General features: G+C 65.0%; 25 protein-coding genes, 1 tRNA gene and 1 pseudogene. 20 read left to right on the forward strand and 7 right to left on the reverse strand.

From position 1 onward, the window contains the following. Positions 1-32: 32 nt before the first annotated feature. Positions 33-809, reverse strand: a pseudogene (locus tag ET21_RS0115290) (cytochrome c oxidase subunit II); the annotation flags it as partial. A 280-nt stretch (positions 810-1089) separates the two neighbouring features. Between ET21_RS0115290 and pyrE the strand changes: the two are divergent. From pyrE to ET21_RS0115315, 5 genes are read left to right on the forward strand one after another with little or no spacing between them, the layout of a single operon-like run. Then, positions 1090-1671 carry an orotate phosphoribosyltransferase gene (gene pyrE, locus ET21_RS0115295; RefSeq protein ID WP_030540366.1) on the forward strand — a complete coding sequence of 194 codons (582 nt, stop codon included), beginning with the start codon at positions 1090-1092 and terminating at the stop codon, positions 1669-1671. Positions 1672-1674: 3 nt separating this feature from the next. Next, the gene (locus ET21_RS0115300) at positions 1675-2412 is read left to right on the forward strand and encodes a pyridoxine 5'-phosphate synthase (RefSeq protein ID WP_030540367.1); all 738 of its coding nucleotides are present in this window, start codon (positions 1675-1677) and stop codon (positions 2410-2412) included. Further along, positions 2409-2810, forward strand: a complete 402-nt coding sequence (gene acpS, locus ET21_RS0115305; protein WP_030540368.1) for a holo-ACP synthase — start codon at positions 2409-2411, stop codon at positions 2808-2810. Before ET21_RS0115300 ends, acpS begins: the two co-directional genes overlap by 4 nt. Before the next feature lie 29 nt (positions 2811-2839). Further along, on the forward strand, positions 2840-3733 hold the full coding sequence (gene lepB, locus ET21_RS0115310) for a signal peptidase I (RefSeq protein WP_030540369.1): 894 nt from the start codon (positions 2840-2842) through the stop codon (positions 3731-3733). Between the two features lie 20 nt (positions 3734-3753). Further along, positions 3754-4836, forward strand: a complete 1083-nt coding sequence (locus ET21_RS0115315; RefSeq protein WP_021239118.1) for an AI-2E family transporter — start codon at positions 3754-3756, stop codon at positions 4834-4836. Between the two features lie 48 nt (positions 4837-4884). Here the strand turns inward: ET21_RS0115315 and ET21_RS0115320 are convergent, their stop codons facing one another. Further along, on the reverse strand, positions 4885-5445 hold the full coding sequence (locus tag ET21_RS0115320; RefSeq protein WP_030540370.1) for an FKBP-type peptidyl-prolyl cis-trans isomerase: 561 nt from the start codon (positions 5443-5445) through the stop codon (positions 4885-4887). A 73-nt stretch (positions 5446-5518) separates the two neighbouring features. After that, positions 5519-5725 (reverse strand): 30S ribosomal protein S21, encoded by a 207-nt coding sequence (rpsU, locus tag ET21_RS0115325; RefSeq protein ID WP_004208618.1) that lies wholly within the window; start codon positions 5723-5725, stop codon positions 5519-5521. Between the two features lie 324 nt (positions 5726-6049). Between rpsU and ET21_RS0115330 the strand changes: the two genes are divergently transcribed. The 13 genes from ET21_RS0115330 (at position 6050) to ET21_RS0115390 (ending at position 16594) form a co-directional block, all read left to right on the forward strand. Continuing rightward, positions 6050-7300 (forward strand): putative DNA modification/repair radical SAM protein, encoded by a 1251-nt coding sequence (locus ET21_RS0115330; protein ID WP_030540371.1) that lies wholly within the window; start codon positions 6050-6052, stop codon positions 7298-7300. 127 nt (positions 7301-7427) lie between these two features. Further along, the gene (locus ET21_RS0115335; RefSeq protein ID WP_193378980.1) at positions 7428-7724 is read left to right on the forward strand and encodes a hypothetical protein; all 297 of its coding nucleotides are present in this window, start codon (positions 7428-7430) and stop codon (positions 7722-7724) included. Between the two features lie 59 nt (positions 7725-7783). Beyond that, positions 7784-8248 (forward strand): hemerythrin domain-containing protein, encoded by a 465-nt coding sequence (locus ET21_RS0115340; RefSeq protein WP_030540372.1) that lies wholly within the window; start codon positions 7784-7786, stop codon positions 8246-8248. A gap of 6 nt (positions 8249-8254) precedes the next feature. Beyond that, positions 8255-9652: a UdgX family uracil-DNA binding protein gene (locus ET21_RS0115345; protein WP_030540373.1), complete on the forward strand. Its 1398-nt coding sequence runs from the start codon at positions 8255-8257 to the stop codon at positions 9650-9652. Between the two features lie 92 nt (positions 9653-9744). Continuing rightward, on the forward strand, positions 9745-10596 hold the full coding sequence (locus ET21_RS0115350) for a D-amino-acid transaminase (RefSeq protein WP_030540374.1): 852 nt from the start codon (positions 9745-9747) through the stop codon (positions 10594-10596). Between the two features lie 244 nt (positions 10597-10840). Further along, positions 10841-11839 (forward strand): winged helix DNA-binding protein, encoded by a 999-nt coding sequence (locus tag ET21_RS0115355; RefSeq protein ID WP_081796445.1) that lies wholly within the window; start codon positions 10841-10843, stop codon positions 11837-11839. 83 nt (positions 11840-11922) lie between these two features. Then, a tRNA-Val gene (locus ET21_RS0115360) sits at positions 11923-11998 on the forward strand. Positions 11999-12161: 163 nt separating this feature from the next. Continuing rightward, the gene (locus ET21_RS28210; RefSeq protein WP_193378981.1) at positions 12162-12332 is read left to right on the forward strand and encodes a hypothetical protein; all 171 of its coding nucleotides are present in this window, start codon (positions 12162-12164) and stop codon (positions 12330-12332) included. Between the two features lie 53 nt (positions 12333-12385). Next, on the forward strand, positions 12386-12613 hold the full coding sequence (locus ET21_RS0115370) for a zinc-finger domain-containing protein (RefSeq protein ID WP_021239109.1): 228 nt from the start codon (positions 12386-12388) through the stop codon (positions 12611-12613). Between the two features lie 59 nt (positions 12614-12672). Next, on the forward strand, positions 12673-14115 hold the full coding sequence (gene tldD, locus ET21_RS0115375) for a metalloprotease TldD (protein WP_030540376.1): 1443 nt from the start codon (positions 12673-12675) through the stop codon (positions 14113-14115). Between the two features lie 55 nt (positions 14116-14170). Then, complete coding sequence (locus ET21_RS0115380; protein ID WP_030540377.1) at positions 14171-14746, forward strand: DUF924 family protein; 576 nt, start codon at positions 14171-14173, stop codon at positions 14744-14746. Between the two features lie 158 nt (positions 14747-14904). Next, positions 14905-15243, forward strand: coding sequence for a P-II family nitrogen regulator (locus tag ET21_RS0115385; protein WP_004209785.1), 339 nt, complete (start codon positions 14905-14907; stop codon positions 15241-15243). 13 nt (positions 15244-15256) lie between these two features. After that, on the forward strand, positions 15257-16594 hold the full coding sequence (locus ET21_RS0115390; RefSeq protein WP_021239106.1) for an ammonium transporter: 1338 nt from the start codon (positions 15257-15259) through the stop codon (positions 16592-16594). 58 nt (positions 16595-16652) lie between these two features. On the opposite strand, the gene ET21_RS0115395 is transcribed toward ET21_RS0115390, so the two are convergent. From ET21_RS0115395 to crtY, 4 genes are all read right to left on the reverse strand, one after another. Further along, complete coding sequence (locus ET21_RS0115395; RefSeq protein WP_272945221.1) at positions 16653-17552, reverse strand: phytoene/squalene synthase family protein; 900 nt, start codon at positions 17550-17552, stop codon at positions 16653-16655. A gap of 115 nt (positions 17553-17667) precedes the next feature. Then, positions 17668-18249 (reverse strand): TIGR00730 family Rossman fold protein, encoded by a 582-nt coding sequence (locus ET21_RS0115400; protein ID WP_030540379.1) that lies wholly within the window; start codon positions 18247-18249, stop codon positions 17668-17670. Between the two features lie 19 nt (positions 18250-18268). Next, on the reverse strand, positions 18269-19750 hold the full coding sequence (locus tag ET21_RS0115405; protein WP_030540380.1) for a phytoene desaturase: 1482 nt from the start codon (positions 19748-19750) through the stop codon (positions 18269-18271). Continuing rightward, positions 19750-20901, reverse strand: a complete 1152-nt coding sequence (gene crtY, locus ET21_RS0115410; RefSeq protein WP_030540381.1) for a lycopene beta-cyclase CrtY — start codon at positions 20899-20901, stop codon at positions 19750-19752. Before crtY ends, ET21_RS0115405 begins: the two co-directional genes overlap by 1 nt. Positions 20902-20981: 80 nt before the next feature. On the opposite strand from crtY, the gene ET21_RS0115415 reads away from it, so the two are divergent. Both ET21_RS0115415 and dmeF read left to right on the forward strand, forming a co-directional pair. Beyond that, the gene (locus tag ET21_RS0115415; protein ID WP_021237275.1) at positions 20982-21254 is read left to right on the forward strand and encodes a metal/formaldehyde-sensitive transcriptional repressor; all 273 of its coding nucleotides are present in this window, start codon (positions 20982-20984) and stop codon (positions 21252-21254) included. A 2-nt stretch (positions 21255-21256) separates the two neighbouring features. Then, a complete protein-coding gene (gene dmeF / locus ET21_RS0115420; RefSeq protein ID WP_156029215.1) occupies positions 21257-22249 on the forward strand; it encodes a CDF family Co(II)/Ni(II) efflux transporter DmeF in 993 nt (330 codons plus the stop codon). The last annotated feature ends 12 nt before the right edge of the window (positions 22250-22261 follow it).

Below are 22261 nucleotides of genomic sequence, written 5' to 3' on the forward strand. Positions count from 1 at the left end.
TGCGGGAGCGGCGGCGGGGGGGGGGGGGGGGGGGCGTCCATCTTCACCCAGAGCGAAGGCACCGCGAAGGAATGGATCACGTCCGCGCCGGTGATGATCAGCTTGATCGGACGCCCGGCGGGCAGGACCATGCGATTGTCCGGCGCAAGCAGATAAGGCTCGCCATTCGCTTCGGCCTTGTCCTTGGGGAGCATGTTGGAAACGAATTCCGGGATCTCGTTGTCGGGATATTCATAACCCCAATACCACTGATACCCCGTGACCTTGACAGTCAGCGCATCCTTGGGCGCAGGCTTGTACTGGTCCGCCAGCAGTCCGATTGACGGCACGGCGATCACCAGCAGGATCACCACCGGGACGACCGTCCATATCACTTCGATCAACGTATTGTGCGACGTCTTGGACGGAGCCGGATTGGCGCTGCGGCGGAAACGCACCATCACATAGAGCATCAGGACCAGAACGAAGATCGAGATGACAGTGATGATGGGCAGCAGCATCTTGTCGTGCAGCCAGCGGCCGGTGTGACCGGTCGGGCTGAACTGTTCCTGGAGCGAAATCTCGCCGGGGCTCGGCATGCCGATGCCGGGGGTCGGTTTCATGCGGGGCGGCGCGGCGACCTTAGCGGCAGGCGCGGCTTCGGCGGCCGGAGCAGCCGCGTTCACGCTCGATTCGGCCGGAGCAGCGGCATTGTCCGCAGGCGCGGCAGCGACGGCTGCATTATCCTGCGCGAACGCCTGACTGTTCAGCGCCAAGGCCGGCGCAAAGGCCAGCAACCCGGCGAGAACGAGCGATTTCACCTTTTTCATAAGCGTCTTCTTACCCCGTAACCCCTTGGCGCCGCTGCAACGAAGGCGCGCGCATACACGTCTCCCCCGCCCGGTCGGTCTGGGGCGGCTTATAGGCATGGTTTTTTCCGGCCTCAAGCGGGCAGGAGCAGATTTTCTTCGCTGTTGCAACGCCTCCGCCGTCCGCTTATCTCGCTGGTCGCGCGCAGGGGCGCGATCATGGGCGCGTCCTATGAATGAATAGAGGCGTGCCGATCGCCTGTAATCAGGGGCGGCGCGCGCGAATGGATCGAAGATTTAGATGACCGACGAAGAAGTTTTAGCGGAGTTCAGGGCAGCCGGAGCGCTGCTGGAGGGGCATTTCATCTTGTCCTCTGGACGCCGCAGCGCCAACTATCTGCAATGCGCGCGCGTTTTGATGAATGCCGAGCGGGCAGGCAGGCTTGCCCGGGCGATGGTGCAGCAATTGCCCCGCGAATTGCGGAACGAGATCGACCTCGTCGCCTCCCCAGCCATGGGCGGCATCATCATCGGTCATGAAGCGGGCCGTGCGCTCGACAGGGACGCCGTTTTCCTTGAACGTCCCGAAGGCACGTTCGAACTGCGCCGGGGGTTCAGCATCGCGCCGGGGCAGAAAGTGCTGATGGTGGAGGATGTCGTCACCACCGGCCTGTCGTCGCGTCAGGCGATCGACGCCGTCGCGGAGGCAGGCGGCATCGTCATCGCGGAAGCGGCGCTGGTCGACCGCTCGGCGGGCGAAGTCGATCTTGGCGTTCCCTTCTACCCGCTCGTCAGCATCAATTTTCCCGTATATGACGAACATGAAGTGCCCCCCGAACTCGCGGCCATTCCTGCCGTCAAGCCCGGAAGCCGGAAGCAATAGTCCATGCCGCAATCCGCTCTTCCCCTGCGTCTTGGCGTCAACATCGACCATGTGGCCACGATCCGCAACGCCAGGGGCGGCGCGCATCCCGATCCGGTCAAGGCTGCACTGCTGGCCGCTTCGGCCGGGGCGGACGGCATCACCGCACATCTGCGGGAGGACCGCAGGCATATCCGCGATGAGGATATCGTCGCGCTGATGTCCGCCCTGTCCGTGCCGTTGAACCTGGAGATGGCGGCGACGGAGGAAATGCTGCGCATCGCGATCAGGCACCGGCCGCACGCCGCCTGTATCGTCCCGGAAAAGCGGGAAGAGCGCACGACCGAGGGCGGGCTGGATGCCGCCGGGCAGATGGTGGCGCTGGAGCCGATCATCGGGGCATTGGGCGAGGCCGGTATCCGCGTCAGCCTGTTCATCGAGCCTGACGCGGCGCAGGTCGACGCCGCGATCCGGCTGGGCGCGCCCGTCGTTGAGTTCCATACTGGCCGCTACGCCCATCTCACCGGCGCAGCCCGCGCGGAGGAGCTTCGCCGCATCAGCGACGCAGCCGCCCTTGCCGCCAAGAACGGGATCGAGCCGCATGCAGGCCACGGCCTCACCTTCGACAATGTCGGCCCGATCGCGGCGATTCCGCAGATCGCCGAACTCAACATCGGCCATTTCCTGATCGGCGAAGCGATCTTCGGCGGTCTGGAAGCAAGCATCGTTGAAATGCGCCGTCAGATGGATCTCGCCCGTTGATCATCGGCCTCGGCTCCGATCTGTGCAATATCGAGCGAATCCAGAATTCGCTCGACCGCTATGGCGAACGGTTCGAACGCCGCGTGTTCACGGAGATTGAGCGAGCCAAGGCGGCACGGCGGCCCTTTACCAGGGCAGGGACCTTCGCCAAACGGTTCGCCGCCAAGGAAGCCTTTTCCAAGGCGGTAGGGACGGGCTTCAACCAGGGCGTGTTCATGAAGGATATCGGCGTCGTCAACCGGCCGGGCGGTGCGCCGACGCTGGAACTGACCGGCGGCGCGCTCATCCGGCTCAACGCCATGATTCCCGCCGGTCATGCGCCGCTCATCCACCTGACATTGACAGACGACCATCCCTGGGCGCAGGCCTTCGTCATCATCGAAGCCGTGCCGCGATAATGGCGGCCCCATCACCCGAGAAGCCACCCATGACGGCAGCCGACACTAGCGAGAGCACGCCCCTTTCCACCGAAGATCAAGCCACGGGGCCTGCCAAGGCGGAACCGCATGGCGTCGACTGGTGGCATGAGGTCAAGAGCATCGCCCTGCTCATCCTGGCGGTGCTCGCCTTCCACAGCTTCGTCGCCAAGCCCTTCTACATCCCCAGCGAATCGATGATGCCGGTGCTGTTGAAGGGCGACCGGCTGGTGGTCAGCAAATTTCCCTATGGCTGGTCCTATGTCTCGCCCAGCTTTCACCCCCTGCCCTTCATCAAGGGACGTATTTTCGGGCGCCTGCCCGAACGCGGCGATATCGTCATCGTTTCGCCGCAGAACCGGCGTGAGGACTATATCAAGCGCGTGATCGGCCTGCCCGGCGACATATTGGAGGTGCGCGGCGGGCAAGTCATCCTGAACGGCGTTCCCGTGCCGCAGAGGGTGCTGAAACCTATCCGCATCCCCGTGGATGGCAATGCGCCCTGTCCGCCGCTGCAATTTCCCGGCGCGCGGGTGGAGGGCCGCGACGGCAAGACCTATTGCCAGTTGCCAGTGCGGCAGGAAACGCTGCCCAACGGCCGCACCTATGTGACGATCGACATGGGGCCAAGCTCGCTCGACTGGTATGGCCCGATCCGGGTGCCACCGCACCATCTTTTCCTGATGGGCGACAATCGCGACAACAGCGCCGACAGCCGCGCGCCGCTGGAGGAAAATGGGCTTGGCGGTCCCGTGCCCTGGGAAGCGATCGGCGGGCGCGCCGAATTCATCACCTTCTCGCTTGACGGCGATTCCAGCTGGAACCCCGCGACCTGGCTTCACGCGTTCCGCAGCGGCCGCGCCGGGAACAGCCTGCGGCCCCGGAGCGTTTCCGCCGCGAAATGATGTCACGATAGGGGGCGTGCTTGAGCGGCAAGCAGAAGGTTCATCTCGAAGCGCCCGGCCCCAGCGAGCTGCGCAGTCCGCTCGTCCAGCATGAAATCACCCGTGCGGGCACCTGGATCGCCATGGCGGTGGCGGTCGCATTGCTTGCCCTGCTGGCTCAGCCGATCATGCTCATACTGGGCGCGCTGGTGCTGGCGACGATGATGGACGGCGGCACGCGGTTGCTGGGCCGGGTCCTGCCGATTCACCGGGGATGGCGGCTGACGATCGTGCTGCTCGCTGCCGTCGCCTTCATCGTCTACACCTTCTACCTGACCGGCGCGAGCCTGGCGGCGCAGGCGCAGGCGATGCGGCTGATCGTGGAGGCGCAGGTCAGCCGCGTGGGCGCATGGCTGCAACAACTTGGCATTTCCACCACGCCCAATGACCTCAAGGGCCTCGCCAGTCAGGCGCTGAGCTCACTCGGCCGCGTCACGGCGGCGGTCGGCACCGTCTTCGGCGCACTGACCAGCGCGGTCATGATGCTGGTGCTGGCGATCTTCATCGCGATCGAACCCAAGCTCTACGAACGCGGCGTCGCCTGGATGCTGCCGATGAACAAGCGCGCGAGCTTCTACAAGGTCGCAGACAAGATGGGCTGGACGCTGCGCCGCCTGATGTTTGGCAGGCTGGTCGGCATGGCGGTGGAAGGCGTAGGCACCTGGCTGCTGCTGTGGGCGGGCGGCGTTCCCATGGCGGGGCTGCTCGGCATATTGACCGGCCTGTTCGCCTTCCTGCCCAATATCGGCGCGATCATTTCGGGCGTGCTCATCATCCTGGTCGGCTTTTCCGCAGGGACCGATGCCGGGCTCTATGCGCTGTTCGTCTACCTGATCGTGCAGTTGATCGACGGCTATCTGATCGTACCCATGGTAGCGAAGCGGGCGACCGACCTTGCGCCCGCGCTGGTGCTGGCAGCGCAGATATTGTTCGGCGCACTGTTCGGCATATTGGGCCTGTTCCTGGCCGATCCCATCATCGCCATGATCAAGGTCTATCTGGAGGAGCGCTCGAAGTCGCTGGATGAGGAAAGCGCCAGCCCCGCCACGCCGCTTCCCCAATGAAAAAGGGCCCGGAGAAGGGCCCTTCATCTTCTTCGATGTCTGCGAGGATCAGCGGCCCGGCAGCGGCGGCGGAGTGGCTCCCTGCTGCATCATCTGCTGCATCTGCATGATTTCCGCCTTCGACTTGAAATCGTGCAGCTCGACATCGAACACCAGCACGGAATTGGCAGGAATGGACCCTGCCGCCTGTTCGCCATAGCCAAGCTGCGGCGGAATCCACAGGCGGTACTTGCCGCCCTTCTTCATCTTTTGCAGGCCTTCGGAAAAGCCCGGAACGACGCCGTCCACCGGCATGGCGGTCTGCGGATTCTCATCGAACACCGTGCCGTCGAGCAACGTGCCCTTATAGCCGACCAGCGCCACGTCCGCCGCCGTCGGGCTCGGCCCGCTGCCTTCTTCCAGCACCTTGAACTGGAGCCCGGATCCGGTGGTGACGACGCCGTCCTCATGCGCATTCTTCGCCAGATAGCTGGCGGGCGAAGGCTCAAGCCCGCGCTGCCCCGCCCATGCAAGGCCAGCGGCCGCAAGCGCCACGGCGGCGACACCGATCCAGAGCCGCGTCAAAGACCCCTTGGCGATGGGGCGAAGGGGAACAGCCGTCGTGGACATGAGCGAACGCCTCGCAGTTGGTGCGGGAAATCAGCAGGAAGGAGCAATCCGGGCACTCCGCCCGGACCGGCTCTTAACGAACGCCGTCGCGCTCGGCGCGCTTGCGTTCCAGCTTGCGGGCGCGACGGACCGCGGCAGCCTTTTCACGGGCGCGCTTTTCCGACGGCTTTTCATAGTGACGGCGCAGCTTCATCTCGCGATACACGCCCTCGCGCTGCAACTTCTTCTTGAGCGCGCGCAGGGCCTGGTCGACATTATTGTCGCGAACGATGATTTGCATAAGCCAGTCAAACTCCAGTCGAAAGCGGGCGGTTCGCCAGGACACAAACCCTTCCCGACGGGCCTACCGAATATAAAAGCCGTGAGTCGCCGCAGGTCGCCCTACGCCGTTGTGGGGCGCGCCCTATCAGCAGAGTCGCGGCATTTCAACCCCAAAGCCTTGGCGTTTGCCGCGATGATGCGCCGCCGGAAGGGCCAACTTGATGCCTGCAATAGCCACTTCTCCCGGAGCAACGCACCTGGGGCACGCAAAATAGTGGCGAGAGGCTGGTAAAACGTAACCTGGATCATGGACAGCGGTCAGACAAGAACATATCAGGAACTCATGGCCGCTCTGTCCGTCCCCCAGAAGCTCGAAATCCTTGCGGATGCTGCAAAATATGATGCGTCCTGCGCGTCTTCGGGTACGAAGAAGCGCGATAGCGCCAGCGGCCGGAAAGGCGGGCTTGGATCGACCGAGGGCATGGGCATCTGCCATGCCTATGCGCCGGACGGGCGCTGCATTTCGCTATTAAAGATCCTGCTTACGAACAGCTGCATCTTCGACTGCCATTATTGCATCAATCGCCGGTCCAGCGACGTGCGGCGCGCGCGCTTCACCGTGCAGGAGGTCGTGGACCTGACGCTGAATTTCTACCGCCGCAACTATATTGAGGGGCTGTTCCTGTCGTCGGGCATCATCCGGTCGTCCGACTATACGATGGAGCAGCTGGTGCAAGTCGCCCGCACGTTGCGGGAGGAGCATGATTTTCGCGGCTATATCCACCTCAAGACCATTCCCGATGCCGACCCGGACCTGTCGCATCAGGCAGGGCTCTACGCCGATCGCCTGTCGATCAACGTCGAACTGCCGACCGCACAGGGCTTGCAGCGGCTAGCGCCCGAAAAGAACGCCAGCCGCATCGAAGGTGCGATGGCGGGGATGCGCAGCGCGATGGAGGATATGGGCGACGCGCGGCGCAAATATCGCAACGCGCCCCGCTTCGCGCCTGCCGGGCAATCGACCCAGATGATCGTAGGCGCTGACGGCGCGGACGACCGGGCGATCATCCGCAGGGCAAGGTCGCTTTACGACCGCCACGCCTTACGCCGCGTCTATTACAGCGCCTTCTCGCCCATTCCCTCCCCCAGCAGCGTGCTTCCGCTCAAAAGGCCGCCGCTGCTGCGCGAGCACCGGCTATACCAGTCCGACTGGATGATGCGCTTTTACGGCTTTTCGGCAGACGATCTGGAGGCGGCGACCGATCCTGACAGCGGCTGCCTTCCGCTCGATATCGACCCGAAGCTCGCCTGGGCCCTGCGGCATCGCGGCATGTTCCCGGTGGACGTGAACCGCGCCCCGCGCGAGGCTCTGCTGCGCGTGCCGGGGCTGGGCGTGAAGGCGGTCGACCGCATCCTCGCAAGCCGGCGGCTGCGGCGGCTGCGGCTGGACGATGTCGCCCGCCTCACCACCTCCATCGCCAAGCTGCGCCCCTTCCTGATCGCCAGCGATTGGCGGCCGGTTCACCTCACCGACCGAATCGACCTAAAGCGCAGCCTTGGCCCTGCGCCCTCGCAATTGGAGCTTTTTGCCTGACAGCGATTTCTCCCGTTGATCGGGGCCGCAATCCATGGTTTTCTGGTCGTGAAGCAGGGGAGAAGCAGTAGCGGTGGCGACGCTGTTTGAAGGTCATGCGGCACAAGGAGCCGGATATGCCAAGCGCATGAGCACGCATCTGGCGGCGGCGCTCGTGATCTTCTGCCTCATGCAGATCTTCATCGTCGCGAAGATGGGCGGTTCGCTCGTCCTGCACCTGGGCATCATAGTCGCGATCGGAGCCTTCGCCATATTCGCGCGCGGCCTTGAACGGCGCTGGGAAGTGCTGGATTTCAGCGCTCTTTCGCGCAGTAGCCTGAACATCCGCTTCCGCCGCGACGTGGCGCAACTCTGGCTCGTCAGCATCGCCAGCGGGCTGCTCTGGATACCCATCGCCATCATCTTCCGTTTCCTGTTCGGCTGACTGCGGACACAAAGACGCCGCCGCTTCGTTGTGCCCTTTGTATGAAGGAGGAGCACGCCATGGCGAACGCCACTATTTTCGACCGCCTGAAAGAAGATCACGACGCCCACCGCCAGCTGTTCGACAAGATGGCTGATGCAAAGGATGAGCATGACCGGCTGCAAAAGCTGTTCGCTCAGTTCAAGGTCGAAGTGACGGCCCATGCTGCGGCCGAGGAAGAGACGCTTTACGCAACGATGCTCGCCCGACCCGATCTGCGCGAAGATGCGCAGCACAGCGTGTCGGAACATAAGGAGATTGACGATTATCTCGAAGAACTGGACGGGCTGGAGTTCAACGGCGACGCCTGGCGGGAAACCTTCGACAAGCTGAAGAAGCGCTATCTCCACCATATCGAGGAAGAGGAGGACGAGATGTTCCCCGACGCCGCCAAGGAACTGACGGCGGAAGAGGAAGCCAAGCTGGCGGAGGTCTTCGCCCGGCGCAAACCCGCCGAGATCAAGCGGGCGGAATCTGCGGAATAAACCGCCATGTATCGCGCAGCGCTGACCGGCCCGGACGATTTCGACGGGTGGCGCGAAGCGGCACGGCGCTTTGCCGCAGGCGGCGTCCCGGCGGCGGAGATAGACTGGCAGGTGGATGGCGGCGAAGCCTCCCTCCTTGCGTTCGACGCCCCGGCGCCGCCTGAACAGGGCGGCGCTTTTTCCGTGCCCCGCGCCTTCCTGGAACTGGCGGAAAGCGCGATCCTGCATCGCGATCCTGAGCGGTTCGCGCTGCTCTACGCCCTGCTGGTGCGGGTGCGCGACATGCCCGCACTGATGGAGGATCGCGCCGATCCGCTTTTGCGCCGGGTGGAGATGCTGGCCAAGGCCGTCCGGCGGGACATGCACAAGATGCGCGCCTTCGTCCGTTTCCGCGAAGTGGAGGATGAAGGCGCGCCACGCTTCGTCGCTTGGTTCGAGCCGGACCATCATATCGTCCGCGCCAATGCCGGTTTCTTCGTCCGCCGATTCGCCTCCATGCGCTGGTCGATCCTGACGCCTGAACTCAGCATCCATTGGGATGGTGAAACCCTGAGCGAAAGCCCCGGCGCGACCCGCGCCGACGCGCCGCAGGGCGACCCCATAGAGGATGTGTGGAAACGCTATTACGCCTCCATCTTCAATCCGGCCCGGCTCAAGCAACGCGCCATGCTGTCGGAAATGCCGCGCAAATATTGGCGCAACCTGCCCGAAGCCGCCCTGATCCCCGATCTGGTGGCTGGAGCCCAGGCAAGGGAAGCAGCCATGATCGCAACGCCACCGAAACCGCCCGCCCGTACCAGCAATGCCGCCGCCGCATGGTCAGCCCTGCGCGATGAGGCGATGGCCTGCACCCGCTGCCCGCTCTATCGCGACGCCACGCAGACCGTCTTTGGCGAAGGGCCGCTGGATGCGCCATTGATGCTGATCGGCGAGCAGCCGGGCGATCAGGAGGATCTGGCAGGCCGTCCCTTCGTAGGTCCGGCAGGCCAGTTGCTCGACCGCGCGCTGGATGAAGCGGAGGTCGACCGCGCCCGCCTCTACGTCACCAATGCCGTCAAGCATTTCAAGCATGAGCGCCGGGGCAAGCGCCGCATCCACCAGACGCCCGAAACCCCGGAGATCCAGGCGTGCCGCTGGTGGCTCGATCAGGAGCTGGACCTGCTGCAACCGCGCATCATCGTCGCGCTGGGGGCGACCGCCGCCCGCGCGCTGCTGGGCAAGGCGGTGACGATCAGCCGCACGCGCGGCGCGCCCATAGCCCTGTCAGGCGGTGCCGAAGGCTGGGTCACCGTCCATCCCAGCTTCCTGTTGCGCGTGCCCGATGAAGCCCGCAAGGCCGAGGAACGAAAGCGCTTCGTCAAGGAATTGCGGGAGATCGGCGCGCGGGTGAAGGCGCTCGCCTGACGTTTTCCGTGGCGTCCGGCTTGACCCGGCGCGTGCGCGCGGCGACATCCGCGGGCAAGCCTGTCGCGCATTCACCGGAAAGCCGCTCATTCATGTCCATCGCCTATCTCAACGGCCAGTTCCTGCCGCTCGCCGATGCCCGCATCTCCGTTCTCGACCGGGGTTTCCTGTTCGCCGACGGCATTTATGAAGTCACGGCGGTGATCGAGGGCAAGCTGATCGACAGCAGGTCGCATCTTGACCGGCTGGGGCGATCCGCCAGTGCGATTGGCCTTCCCGTCCCCCTCATCCCGGACGCGATCGAAGCCGTGCAGAAGGAGCTGGTGGCGCGCAACGGCCTTGAAGAAGGGCTGATCTACCTGCAACTGACGCGCGGGGCCGATGAAGGCCGCGACTTCCTGCCCTCCCTCGATCTCCAGCCTACCCTGGTGATGTTCGTTCAGCCCAAGCGCTTCCTGAACGCGCCATCGGTGAAGACCGGCATCGCCGTCGTCACCACGCCGGACCTCCGCTGGGCGCGCCGCGACATCAAGAGCGTGGGCCTGCTGGCTCAGGCCATGGCGAAACGGATCGCGGCCGATGCGGGCGCGCAGGAAGCCTGGATGGTCGAGGACGGGCAGGTGACGGAAGGCGCGTCGTCCACCGCCTATATCGTTCAGGATGGAGCCATCGTCACGCGCCCCTATTCCCAGGCGGTGCTGGCTGGCTGCACCGGCGCGGCGTTGACCGCGCTGGCCGAGGAAGCAGGTATCGCGGTCATCCATCGCAGCTTCACCGTCGCCGAGGCGCAAGCCGCGCAGGAAGCCTTCATCACCAGCGCCTCAACGCTGTGCCAATCGGTCGTCCGCATCGACGGGCAGATGATCGGCGACGGAAAGCCCGGCCCGATCGCGGCCCGGCTGCGTGACATTTACGTGGATTTCGCGCGCCGAACCGCGATCTGAACCGCTCCGGTCGAAGAAAACATCTCCATTTTGGAGATAAAGGGACCGCTTCGGCCATCGCACCGTTTCGGCAGAAAGCGCCGCCACTTTGGCGTTAACTTCAACGAAGGTGGAAAAGCAGGGCGGCCCGGTGGAGAGAAGGGGCGGAAAGCCTTCCCCGCAGGTCCGAAACGGAGAAGAGAGCAGCGGTCAAATCATCCCATTCCGGTAAGGTCACGAAAAACAGGGGAATTTTATGATGGAAATGGATCGATCCCGGATCGGCTTCGACATTGCGGCAGAGGATGTCTACGGCATGAAGGATCAGCGGCCCGGCCTGCTGATCCTGGCGAACGACATGTTTCTGGAAGATGTGACGGGTCTGGCGGCCGCGGCGAATTTCCGCCTGCTGGACATCGTTCCCATCGATCAGGCCTGCGCCCGGCTCGACATGCAGGTGGGCTGCGATGTGATCCTGTTGTTCTGCCCACAACCATCGGCCACGCTGGAACGGCTGCTGGTTCAGGTGGAAACGCTGGCGGTGCAGAACGATCTGTCCGTCATCCTCGTCAGCGGCATGGACAGCCTTGACCTTGCCTATGCCTGCATGCGCAGCGGCTGCACTCAATTGCTCTGCGCGCCCGACCATGCCGACTTGGCCGCCGCGCTCCTGACCGCTGGCAGGAACGCGCCCCAGCGCGCCGTGCATGAAATCAATCAGGAAAGCGAAGGCGTGCGGCTCCAGCAGTTGAGCGAAGAGGTCAGCCGCCTCGCCCGCACGCTGGAGGCGCTGACCGCCCGGCCGCGCCACGCCATTCCCTCCTTCGCCCTTGGCCCCCGCATCTCTGACCGGGATAGCGACTATATCGGCATGCCCGCGCTGCCGCCGATGGGCGGTCATCAGGAACCGGCGGACGAACCGGCGCTCACCGCCACGCAAGTGCGCGACCTGCTGCGCGCCCGGCGTCTGCGGGAGGAGTTCCTGCCCGGCGACCTGTTCGCCGATCCCGCCTGGGACATGCTGCTCGACCTGCTGGCGGCGCGGCTGGAGCAGGAGCGCGTGTCCGTGTCCAGCCTGTGCATCGCATCGTCCGTTCCGCCGACGACGGCGCTGCGATGGATACGCACCCTTACGGAAAAAGGCATCGTCCACCGGCAGGCAGACCCGCATGACGGCCGCCGCGTCTTCATCGCCCTTTCCGACAGCAGTTTCGAAGCGCTCAGCCGCTGGTTCGCGGCCAGCCGCCGCTTCCTGTGCGCATAAAGGGGAGCGATGGAACAAGGCTTGACCGGCGCGCCGATTGCCCTAGATAGACGCGCTCCGGCCCGCTGACAGGCAGAGGCTCCGGGCGATTAGCTCAGTTGGTAGAGCGTCTCGTTTACACCGAGAATGTCGGCGGTTCGAGCCCGTCATCGCCCACCATCCTTCCCTGATCCACTTTCGACCGATCCCACAATAGCCCCTCCCGCCATCGTCCCCGCCGCGCTATGATGGGCGGCGCGGCGCGCAACAGGTGCGCGTTTTGGGGGAGGACCGCGCCATGCCGGTGCCAAGGTCCGTCGAATATCGGGAGGCAAAGCCTATCATGTCCCTGACTGTCCTTTTCGGCAGCGCGATCGTGACGGTCCTGCTGCTCCTTTCACCTCTGTCCTTCTCCGCCAAATCCGATTGCAGCGGCTGGACTCCTCCTGCAAAGGCGGTCGCGGCCGAACCTGCCTTGCCCTGCCCCGGTCCGCCGATGATGATGCCGATGTGACCTGTCAGGCGGCATATTGCGAGGCCGCCGCGCGGCTGCTAATCGGCTGATCCATGATCCAGCCGCCTGAAATCATTCGAGTCACCAAGCCGCGCGTTTCCTGCGACGGATCGGGTGACATCCCCGCCGCCCTTGGCCACCCGCGCATTTTCCTGGAAATCGACGAGCATGGCTATGTCGATTGCGGCTATTGCGATCGCCGTTTCGTCCTGATCGGCGGCCCGGCCGACACGCCGGAAGTCGCGGGACTGCCCGATATTTCATCCGGCGCCAGCCTCTGACCGGGCAGCGCCCGCGATTTTGATTGGGCTTGCGCCTTGCCGCGCCTATATCGGGCGGCATGACCGAAATTGCTTCCCAATTCACCGATGCGCGCGGCCTCCTCTATCGTCCGGGGCTGCTTGACCCGGACGGCGCGCGGCGCCTGACGGCCGATGCGCTGCGCCAGTGCGACGACGGCGAACTCTATCTGCAATATAGCGCCAGCGAGAGCTTCGGCTTCGATGATGGCCGGTTGAAGACCGCCGACTATTCCACCGATGCCGGCTTTGGCCTGCGCGGCGTGTCTGGCGAGATGACCGGCTTTGCCCATGCCAACGACATCAGCGAGGCGGCGATCCGCCGTGCCGCCGAAACACTGACCCTGCTCGACCCGGCCAAGGGCCGGCCCGCCCCGCCGCCGCAGCGGACGAATCGCCATCTCTACACGGACGTCAATCCGCTGGAGATCGTGCCCTTCGCCGAAAAGGTGACGCTATGCGCCGCTATCGACGCCGCCGCCCGCGCCCGCGACCCGCGCGTCGCGCAGGTGTCGGTCAGCCTGTCGGGCAGCTGGTCGGTGGTGGAGATTGTGCGCGCGGACGGCTTCACCGCGACCGACATCCGCCCGCTCGTGCGCCTCAACGTGTCCGTCATCCTGGAGGAAAATGGCCGCAGAGAAACCGGCGTGTTCGGCATTGGCGGGCGCTACCTCTATGATCAGGTGATGGACCCCGCCGTCTGGAACAAGGCGATCGACGAAGCGCTGGCGCAAGCGCGGGTCAATCTTGGCTCGGTCGCCGCGCCAGCGGGCGAGATGACGGTGTTGCTCGGTCCCGGCTGGCCCGGCGTCATGGTGCATGAAGCGATCGGCCACGGGCTGGAGGGCGATTTCAACCGCAAGGGCACCAGCGCCTTTTCCGGGCGAGTCGGCCAACGCGTCGCCGCGCCCGGCGTGACGGTGGTCGATGACGGATCGATCATGGACCGGCGCGGTTCGCTGTCGATCGATGACGAAGGCACGCCGACCAGGGAAAATGTGCTGATCGAGGACGGCATCCTCAAAGGCTATATGCAGGACCGTCTGAATGCTCGTCTGATGGGCGTGGAGCCGACCGGCAACGGCCGCCGCGAAAGCTATGCCCACGCTCCCATGCCCCGCATGACCAACACCTTCATCAAGGGCGGGCAGGATGATCCGGCAGAGCTGCTGTCGCGGATGAAGTCCGGCATCTTCGCCAAGAGCTTCGGCGGGGGACAGGTTGACATCGTGTCGGGCAAGTTCGTCTTTTCCTGCACCGAAGCCTATAAGGTCGAGAATGGCAGGCTGGGCGATCCCATCAAGGGCGCGACGCTGATCGGCGACGGGCCGACCGCGCTGACCAAGGTGGTGGGCATCGGCAATGACTGGGCGCTCGATCACGGCGTTGGCATGTGCGGCAAGGGCGGGCAGAGCGTTCCTGCCGGGGTGGGTCAGCCGACCCTGCTGATCGAAGGGCTGACGGTCGGCGGAACGGCGACCTGAGGCGGCAGCGCCATGGATGGAGGAACCAGGCGGCCTCACCCGTCTTTCTTCCTGCATGAACATGCTTACCGACAGCCATGATGCTGTGACCGCCGATTGGGCGGCATCGCTGCTCGATTTCTGGTTCAACCAGGTCGGTGAGCAGGGATGGTGGCGGCACGACCCCGCGCTTGACCGCCGCTGCGCCGCTCGCTTCGGCTCCCTGTGGGAGGAAAAGCAGGCGCTTGCGTCCGAGGAGTTTCTGGAACGGGCGGACGATGCGCTGGCGGCGGTGATCCTGTTCGACCAGCTCCCTCGCAATATGTTTCGCGGGACGGCCAAGGCTTATGCCACCGATCCGCTGGCCCGAGATATCGCGCGCGGGGCCATCGCCCACGGCTATGACATCCAGATTGGCGGGGCTGGCCGCCTCTTTTTCTACATGCCCTTCCAACATAGTGAGGATGCGGAGGACCAAGCGCTTTCGCTCACCTTGTTCGAAGGAGCAGGGGATGAAAAGTCGCTCGATTTCGCCAGGCAGCATCATGCGGTCATAGAGCGGTTCGGCCGCTTCCCCCACCGCAACGCTGCCCTGGGGCGGGAGACTTTGCCTGAGGAACAGGACGTGGTCCGCAAGGGCAGCGGCTGGTAGTCTCCGCCCTGCCCGTTTTTTAGGCAGCATCCCGCCGCTGCCCATTTTTTTGGCGCGCCGCGCCTTTGCCCCTGGGCCGAAGCCCGCATTAAAGCGGTTTTGACAAATTGGCACGGCTCTTGCTGGAATGTCGCCGCACACCATTAACAGGGGGCGACATGAAACTTGTCATGGCTATCATCAAGCCGTTCAAGCTTGACGATGTCCGCGAGGCACTCTCCTCGCTCGGCATCGCCGGTATGACGGTGAGCGAGGTGAAGGGCTTCGGCCGCCAGAAGGGGCAAACTGAAATCTACCGGGGCGCCGAATATTCCACGAACATGGTTCCGAAAATCAAGATCGAGGTCGTGTGCGATGACGATCTCGCACCGCGTGTAGTGGAAGCGACGCAGGCCGCCGCCAATTCCGGCGCGATCGGCGACGGCAAGATCTTCGTCCTCGATGTCGGCCAGGCTGTGCGCATCCGTACCGGCGAAACCGGCGAAACCGCGCTGTAAGAAGGGGGGAATAATGACCTTTTCCAAGAAGTTTTGCGGCGTGATGGGGGCGGCTGGCCTGTCCCTCTTCGCCGCGCTGCCCGCCTGGGCACAGGGAGCGGCGGCGGCCGCCGCGCCAACGCCGGACAAGGGCGATACCGCCTGGATGATGACGGCCACCGTGCTGGTGCTGGCCATGATCCTGCCCGGCCTCGCCCTCTTCTACGGCGGTCTGGTGCGCACCAAGAACATGCTGTCGGTCATGACGCAGATCGGTGCCGTGACCTGCCTCGCGATGCTGATCTGGGTGATGTATGGCTACAGCCTGGCCTTTGCGGGTCCCAGCAATGGCTTTATCTCCGACCTGTCGAAGGCCTTCCTGAAGGGCATCACGCCTGATTCGACGGCGGCGACGTTCACCGATGGCGTCGTCATTCCCGAATATGTGTTCGTCAGCTTCCAGATGACCTTCGCGGCCATTACCATGTCGCTGGTGCTGGGTTCGGTGGTCGAGCGCATCAAATTCTCGGCCGTCATGGTGTTCGCCATCGTCTGGCTGACCATCGTCTATTTCCCGATCGCACACATGGTATGGGCGGCGGGCGGCCTGTTCTTCGAAATGGGCGCTCTGGACTTCGCTGGCGGCACCGTGGTGCACATCAACGCTGGCGTGTCGGCGCTGGTCGCCTGCCTCATCCTGGGCAAGCGCATGGGCTTCCCCAAGGAACCGATGCCGCCGCACTCGCTGACGCTGACGGGCGTGGGCACTGGCCTGCTGTGGGTCGGCTGGTTCGGCTTCAACGCCGGTTCGGCGCTGGAAGCCAATGGTTCTGCGGCCCTGGCGATGATCAACACCTTCGTCGCTACCGCTGCGGGCGGCCTGTTCTGGATGATCGCGGAGCGCATCAACGGCCACAAGGGTTCGGCTCTGGGCTTCTGCTCGGGCATCATCGCTGGCCTCGTCGCCGTCACGCCCGCCGCTGGCAATTCCGGCCCGTTCGGCGCCATCGTCCTGGGCGCGGTCGCTTCGGTCATCTGCTTCTACACTGTCACCGTCCTCAAGCCCAAGCTCGGCTATGACGACTCGCTCGACGCCTTCGGCATCCACGGCATCGGCGGCATGATCGGCGCGATCGGCACCGGCATCGTCTACTCGCCTTCGCTCGGCGGCCCCGGCGGCGCTGACTTCGCGATGGGCAGCCAGCTCGTCACGCAGATCCTGGCCACCGTCACCACCATCGTCTGGGCCTCGATCGGCACGGCGATCGCGATCTTCGTCGCCAAGGCAGTGACCGGCCTGCGCGTCAGCCGCGAAGTCGAACTGGAAGGCCTCGACCTCGGGGAACATGGCGAGCGCGCCTACAACCCCTGATCAGCATTCGGCAGGGCGGGCCGGGACCGGTACGAAAGTATCGGTCCTTTTTTTTTGCTTATGCCCTCGGCCGCGTCCAGAGGTGCGCCGGGCGCGGTGCGGAGGCGGGCCAGCGGCGCGCGCGGCCCGCGACCTGTAGTCCGGCGCGCAGCACCCAGCCCAGCTTATCGCTTTTCGGCGTCACAACCCGATCGTCCCAGGCCCGATCGCCGCGCCGGGCGACTTCGCGGGCGATATCGCCATAGATGCCCGCCGCCGCAAGCACGGCCCAGGCGGCGCGAGGCGGCAAGGCGCCGGTGCCATGCCGCGCGCTCGCCTCATAATCCGCCGCCATTGCCGACAGGCGGCGCGCCAATATGGTGAGCCGCGAACGGTAGACAGGTTCCATATGCCCGCCTAGCGGGATATCCATCTCCGCCAGCCATTGCTGCGGCAGATAGCAGCGCCCCGCAGCCGCATCCTCACCTATGTCGCGGGCGATGTTGGCGAGCTGGAACGCCAGCCCCAAGTCGCATGCCCGGTCCAGCGTCGCCTCATCCTGCGGGTCCACCCCCATCAGCACCGCCATCATGCAGCCGACCGCTCCGGCGACATGGTAGCAGTAGCGCAGCATGTCCGCCTCACTGAGCGGACGCCACTCCTGCGCGTCGAGCGCAAAGCCTTCGATCAGGTCGTGCGCATAGCGATTGGGAATGGCGCATTCGCGCATTACCAGGCCAAAGCCGTCAAAGGCCGGGTCGCCGGTGGGCTCGCCCCGCAGCGCCGCGTCGGTCAGCGCTCGCATCGCGGCGAGACGCGCCTCTCCATCCGTCACGCCTTGCATCGTGCCGCCATGATCCTGCCCGTCGGCGATGTCGTCGCACTTGCGGCACCAGGCGTAGAGCAGCCAGGCGCGTTCCCGCGTCTGCCGGTCGAACAGCTTCGACGCCATGGCGAAGGATTTGGAACCGCGCGCGATGCTGTCCCGCGCAAAGGCGACGAGCGCCGGGCGATCTAGCGGCTGAAGTAGATTGCTGTCAGTCACCGCAGAGCCATGCCCGCGCCCGCTCCGCCCCGCAAGCCGTACCGAACGGTTATAGATTGTCCGCCTTCATTGCGAATATCGGCTGGTGCGGATGATAGCTGGCCATCCGGTCGAGCAGCAGATCGAGATTGCCGTCATGAAGCAGAATGCCCGCATGCTGCGGCCGGATGAAGCCAGCGTCGATCATCTGGCGGTTGAACGCAATCAACTGGTCGTAGAAACCCGCGATATTGAGCAGTCCGACCGGCTTGGCATGATAGCCAAGCTGCGCCCAGCTGATCGCTTCCCAAAGCTCGTCCATGGTGCCGACGCCGCCGGGCAGGGTCAGGAAGCCGTCGGACAGGTCGGTGAAAAGCTGCTTGCGCTGATGCATGGTCTGGACGACGTGCAGCTCCGTGCAGCCGCGATGCGCCACCTCCGCCCCGACAAGGGCTTGCGGGATGACGCCGATCACCTCTCCGCCCGCCGCCAGCGCCGCATCCGCGACCGCGCCCATCAGGCCCAGCCGCCCGCCGCCATAGACGACGCCGATGCCGCGCTCCGCCAGCGTCCGGCCCACCTGCCGCGCGGCGTCGGCATAGACAGGGTCGGCGGGCAGCGCGGAACCGCAATAGACAGCCAGTTTCTTCATTCCAGCCCTCGTTCGTCCGTCAGGCAAGATCGTCCAGCATCAGCGCGGCGGTCGCCTTGGCGCTGCCCACGACGCCCGGAATGCCTGCGCCCGGATGCGTGCCCGCCCCCACCAGATAGAAGTTGGGGATCACATCGTCACGGTTGTGCGCGCGGAACCAGGCGCTTTGGGTGAGCAGCGGCTCCAGGCTGAAGGCGCTGCCCAGATGCGCCGACAGGTCGCTGCGGAAGTCGGCGGGCGTATAATGAAAGCGGGTGACGATGCGCGACCGGATGTCGGGGATCAGCCGGTGCTGGATCTCGTCGAGGATGCGCTCGGCATAGACGGGCGCGAACTGCTCCCAGTCGATCGGCAGCTTGCCCATGTGCGGCACCGGCGCCAGCGCATAGAAGGTCGAATGCCCGTCCGGCGCCATCGACGGATCGGTGACGGTGGGATGGTGCAGGTAGAGCGAAAAGTCCTGTGGCAGCACCCCATGCTGGTAGATGTCGGTCAGCAGCCCTTCATAGCGCGGCCCGAACAGGATCATGTGATGGGGTATGCCGGGCCAGCTGCCCTTGATGCCGAAATGCAGCACGAACAGGCTGGGCGACCAGCGCTTGCGGCTGAGCTTGTCCGCTTCCTTTTCGCCACGCGGATGATGGCCGATAAGGTCGCGGTAATTGTGCATCAGGTCGGCGTTGGACGCGACCGCGTCCGCCTCCCCCCGCCATCCCGACGCGGTGGTGACGCCCACCGCCCGGTCGCCATGGGTTTCCACCCGCACGACCGGATCGGCAAGGCGCATGGTGCCGCCCAGCCGCTCGAAATGGGTCGCCATCGCCTGCACCAGCCGGTTGGTCCCGCCCTTGGCGAACCACACGCCGCCGTCCTTTTCCAGCTTGTGGATCAGCGCATAGATGGCGCTGGTCTGCATCGGATTGCCGCCGACCAGCAGCGTGTGGAAGGACAGCGCCTCGCGCAGCTTCTCATTCTTCACATGCGAGGAAACGATGGAATAGACCGACCGCCACGCCTGATTCTTGGCCAGCGCGGGCGCGGCCCGGATCATGGAGGCGAAGTCGAGAAAGGCGACCGATCCGAGCTTGCGATAGCCCTCCTCATACACCTCGCCCGCATAGTCGAGGAAACGCTGATAGCCCGCCACATCCTCCGGGTTCAGCTTCGCGATCTGCGCGCTCAGGGCGGCTTCGTCATTGGAATAGTCGAAGCTGGTGCCGTCCCGCCAGTTCAGCCGGTAAAAGGGCGTGACGGGGACGAGGTCGACATCTTCCGCCATGTCATGCCCGGACAGCCGCCACAGTTCGGCCAGGCAGTCGGGGTCGGTGATGACGGTCGGCCCGGCATCGAAGACGAATCCGTCCTTTTCCCACATATAGGCGCGCCCGCCCGGACGGTCCCGCGCCTCCACCAACGTGGTTTCGATCCCGGCCGATTGCAGCCTGATCGCCAGCGCCAGGCCGCCAAAGCCCGCGCCGATGACAATAGCTTTCCTGTTCATCAGGCGTGGGGGTTCAAAACTGCGCGCATGGCGCTCCTTATGGGCACGGGCGGCTTCCCGCACAAGATGCGGATGCGATCGCGCAAGGTGGAGCGCCCGGAATAGAAGCGGCCGACAAGCCGGGGGTCCAGCCTGTAGAAGCGCTGGAACACGCGCCAGCGCTGGTCCGGCGCGGCCGCACGAAAGAGCATGCGGGCAAGCATGCGGTAAAAACCGCCCGATCGCCAATGCGCCGCCGCCCGCGCGCGCGTGGCCGTAGCCAGCCCTTCCAAAGGCTGCTCGACCAGCCACAGGGCGAAAGCCACCGCATCGGGCAGGGAATAGCCGGTCATGGGATGGAAAAGCCCGCCCCGCACGCCCGCGCGCGCTACCAGGTCCTGCGGCGGCCAGAATCGATCGAAGTCGCCGCCCTGCGCCACCGGCAGCACGCCGCTTTCGCGATGGACGACCGCCTCCACCTCCCATCCCTTTGCGTCAGCATAGGCCGCGATGCGGGCGTCGAGCGCGGAAATGTCGAGGTCCGGCGTATCGCTATAATAAGTGTCCTCGACGAACAGCGTATGTTCGTCCCAGGGCAGCAGATAGACGAAGCGGTATCCGTCCCGCTGATCAACCGCCGCATCCATGATCACGGGGCGCTCCACTCCATGCGGGACCTTCATCAGCAGCGCGTGGCCAACGAATTTCTGCCATCCGCATCGCAGCGCCGAAAGATCGCCGCCGCCCCGCGCGTCCAGCACCGCGCGCGCATTGATCATGCGGCCATCGCTCAGGGCAACATGGTCCGGCCCCACATCCGTCACGTCCGCATCCAGCAGCAGGCTGCCGTCCAGCAGATTGCGCCCATAAGCGTCGAGCCGCCCCGATGCGATGCTGTTATAGGGCGTGTCCAGGCGGCGCACATAACCGGGAAAGCGCACCTCATGCCCCTGCGGCCAGCGGTGCGTGACCAGCGGATCGATCAGCCAGCGGTCCTGCGCGGGCACGTCCCCGTCGAAGAAGGACCAGATGTGATTGCCGCCCAGCGCCCCTTCCCGCTCCACCAGCAGCAGCCGCACCTTCGGCCGCAGCCGCGCGAAGGCGAACGCCGCCAGGCTACCCGCAAGCCCTCCACCGATGATAGCGAGGTCGCAATCCAGATTGTCCGCCATGCTGACCTGTTAAGGCCACAGCCAGGCGACGAAAAGGACGATCTTGCCAGGTCAGCCGATATAGGGTAGGGGGGTACCCTATGCATGTGGTGGTGGACAAGGACAGGCTGCTGGCGCGGGTGCGTCGCATCGCCGGACAGGTCGGGGCGATCGAGCGCCAGTTGCTGGGCGAGGCGGACTGTTCCGAAACGCTGCAACTGGTGGCGTCGGTGCGCGGCGCTGTCGGCAGCCTGATGGAAGAATTGATCGAGCAGCATATGCGCGACCATGTGGCCAGGGCAGGCCTGACGGACGAGCAGCGGCAGGCGGCCGCCGAAGAGATGCTGGCCCTGATCCGGCGATATGGGAAATGACCATGCATGAAGATCATGGCGGCCACCGCCATCCGCACGACGCGCACGGCCATCCTCACGAGGCGCAGGAGCCTTTCCCCTTGCCCGCCGGAGAGGATGGCGAGGAACGCCATTATTTCGACCATATCTACCTGACCGCAGGCCATGACCGCAATGCCCGGCGGACGCTGTTCGTCGTCGGGCTGACCGCGCTCACCATGGTGGTTGAGATCGTCTTCGGCTGGCTCACCGGCTCCATGGCGCTGCTGGCGGACGGCTTTCACATGGCGACCCATGCGGGCGCGCTGGCTGTCGCGGCCGCCGCCTACAGCTATGCGCGCAAGCATCAACGCAATCCCCGCTACACCTTCGGGACCGGCAAGATCGGCGACCTGTCGGGCTTCGCTTCGGCGCTGCTGCTGGGCGTGACCGCGCTGTTCATCGGGGTGGAATCGGTCCTCCGCTTCTTCGATCCGGTGCAGGTGCGGTTCGGCGAAGCCACGCTGGTCGCGGTGATCGGGCTGATCGTCAACCTCGCGAGCGCGATGCTGCTGGGGCACGACCACAGCCATGATCATGCGCATGACGATCATGACCATTCCAGCCACGGCCATGCCGACAACAATCTGCGCGCCGCCTATGTCCATGTGCTGACCGACGCATTGACGTCAGTGCTGGCGATCGTGGCGCTGCTCGCGGGCCGCTATATGGGCTGGTGGTGGTTGGACCCGGCGGTCGGCATATTGGGCGCGATCGTCATCGCCCGCTGGGCCTGGGGCCTGATGAAGGACACAGCCGCGATCCTGCTCGATACGGCGGAGCCTGCCCTGATGTCACGGGTCCGGCAACTGGCGGAGGCGGAAGGCGGCACCATCCGCGATCTTCACGTCTGGCGCATCGGCCCGCATGCCCATGCCGCCATCATCAGCCTCGCCCCCGGCGCGGACGCGGACATGGTGCGGCAGCGGGTGCGCGCCCTCCCCCGGATGGAGCATGTGACGGTGGAATGCGGCTAACGGGCCGCGAAC

It is taken from the genome of Sphingobium sp. DC-2, assembly GCF_000722555.1.
In the GTDB taxonomy this organism is placed as follows: domain Bacteria; phylum Pseudomonadota; class Alphaproteobacteria; order Sphingomonadales; family Sphingomonadaceae; genus Sphingobium; species Sphingobium quisquiliarum.

Excerpts from the sequence above, each read along its gene's own strand:
- pyrE (WP_030540366.1), top strand. The coding sequence starts at position 1,090 with ATGACCGACGAAGAAGTTTTAGCGGAGTTCAGGGCAGCCGGAGCGCTG.
- ET21_RS0115300 (WP_030540367.1), top strand. The coding sequence starts at position 1,675 with ATGCCGCAATCCGCTCTTCCCCTGCGTCTTGGCGTCAACATCGACCAT.
- lepB (WP_030540369.1), top strand. The coding sequence starts at position 2,840 with ATGACGGCAGCCGACACTAGCGAGAGCACGCCCCTTTCCACCGAAGAT.
- ET21_RS0115320 (WP_030540370.1), bottom strand. The coding sequence starts at position 5,445 with ATGTCCACGACGGCTGTTCCCCTTCGCCCCATCGCCAAGGGGTCTTTG.
- rpsU (WP_004208618.1), bottom strand. The coding sequence starts at position 5,725 with ATGCAAATCATCGTTCGCGACAATAATGTCGACCAGGCCCTGCGCGCG.
- ET21_RS0115330 (WP_030540371.1), top strand. The coding sequence starts at position 6,050 with ATGGCCGCTCTGTCCGTCCCCCAGAAGCTCGAAATCCTTGCGGATGCT.
- ET21_RS0115335 (WP_193378980.1), top strand. The coding sequence starts at position 7,428 with ATGAGCACGCATCTGGCGGCGGCGCTCGTGATCTTCTGCCTCATGCAG.
- ET21_RS0115340 (WP_030540372.1), top strand. The coding sequence starts at position 7,784 with ATGGCGAACGCCACTATTTTCGACCGCCTGAAAGAAGATCACGACGCC.
- ET21_RS0115345 (WP_030540373.1), top strand. The coding sequence starts at position 8,255 with ATGTATCGCGCAGCGCTGACCGGCCCGGACGATTTCGACGGGTGGCGC.
- ET21_RS0115350 (WP_030540374.1), top strand. The coding sequence starts at position 9,745 with ATGTCCATCGCCTATCTCAACGGCCAGTTCCTGCCGCTCGCCGATGCC.
- ET21_RS0115355 (WP_081796445.1), top strand. The coding sequence starts at position 10,841 with ATGGATCGATCCCGGATCGGCTTCGACATTGCGGCAGAGGATGTCTAC.
- ET21_RS28210 (WP_193378981.1), top strand. The coding sequence starts at position 12,162 with ATGTCCCTGACTGTCCTTTTCGGCAGCGCGATCGTGACGGTCCTGCTG.
- ET21_RS0115370 (WP_021239109.1), top strand. The coding sequence starts at position 12,386 with ATGATCCAGCCGCCTGAAATCATTCGAGTCACCAAGCCGCGCGTTTCC.
- tldD (WP_030540376.1), top strand. The coding sequence starts at position 12,673 with ATGACCGAAATTGCTTCCCAATTCACCGATGCGCGCGGCCTCCTCTAT.
- ET21_RS0115380 (WP_030540377.1), top strand. The coding sequence starts at position 14,171 with ATGAACATGCTTACCGACAGCCATGATGCTGTGACCGCCGATTGGGCG.
- ET21_RS0115385 (WP_004209785.1), top strand. The coding sequence starts at position 14,905 with ATGAAACTTGTCATGGCTATCATCAAGCCGTTCAAGCTTGACGATGTC.
- ET21_RS0115390 (WP_021239106.1), top strand. The coding sequence starts at position 15,257 with ATGACCTTTTCCAAGAAGTTTTGCGGCGTGATGGGGGCGGCTGGCCTG.
- ET21_RS0115400 (WP_030540379.1), bottom strand. The coding sequence starts at position 18,249 with ATGAAGAAACTGGCTGTCTATTGCGGTTCCGCGCTGCCCGCCGACCCT.
- ET21_RS0115405 (WP_030540380.1), bottom strand. The coding sequence starts at position 19,750 with ATGAACAGGAAAGCTATTGTCATCGGCGCGGGCTTTGGCGGCCTGGCG.
- crtY (WP_030540381.1), bottom strand. The coding sequence starts at position 20,901 with ATGGCGGACAATCTGGATTGCGACCTCGCTATCATCGGTGGAGGGCTT.
- ET21_RS0115415 (WP_021237275.1), top strand. The coding sequence starts at position 20,982 with ATGCATGTGGTGGTGGACAAGGACAGGCTGCTGGCGCGGGTGCGTCGC.
- dmeF (WP_156029215.1), top strand. The coding sequence starts at position 21,257 with ATGCATGAAGATCATGGCGGCCACCGCCATCCGCACGACGCGCACGGC.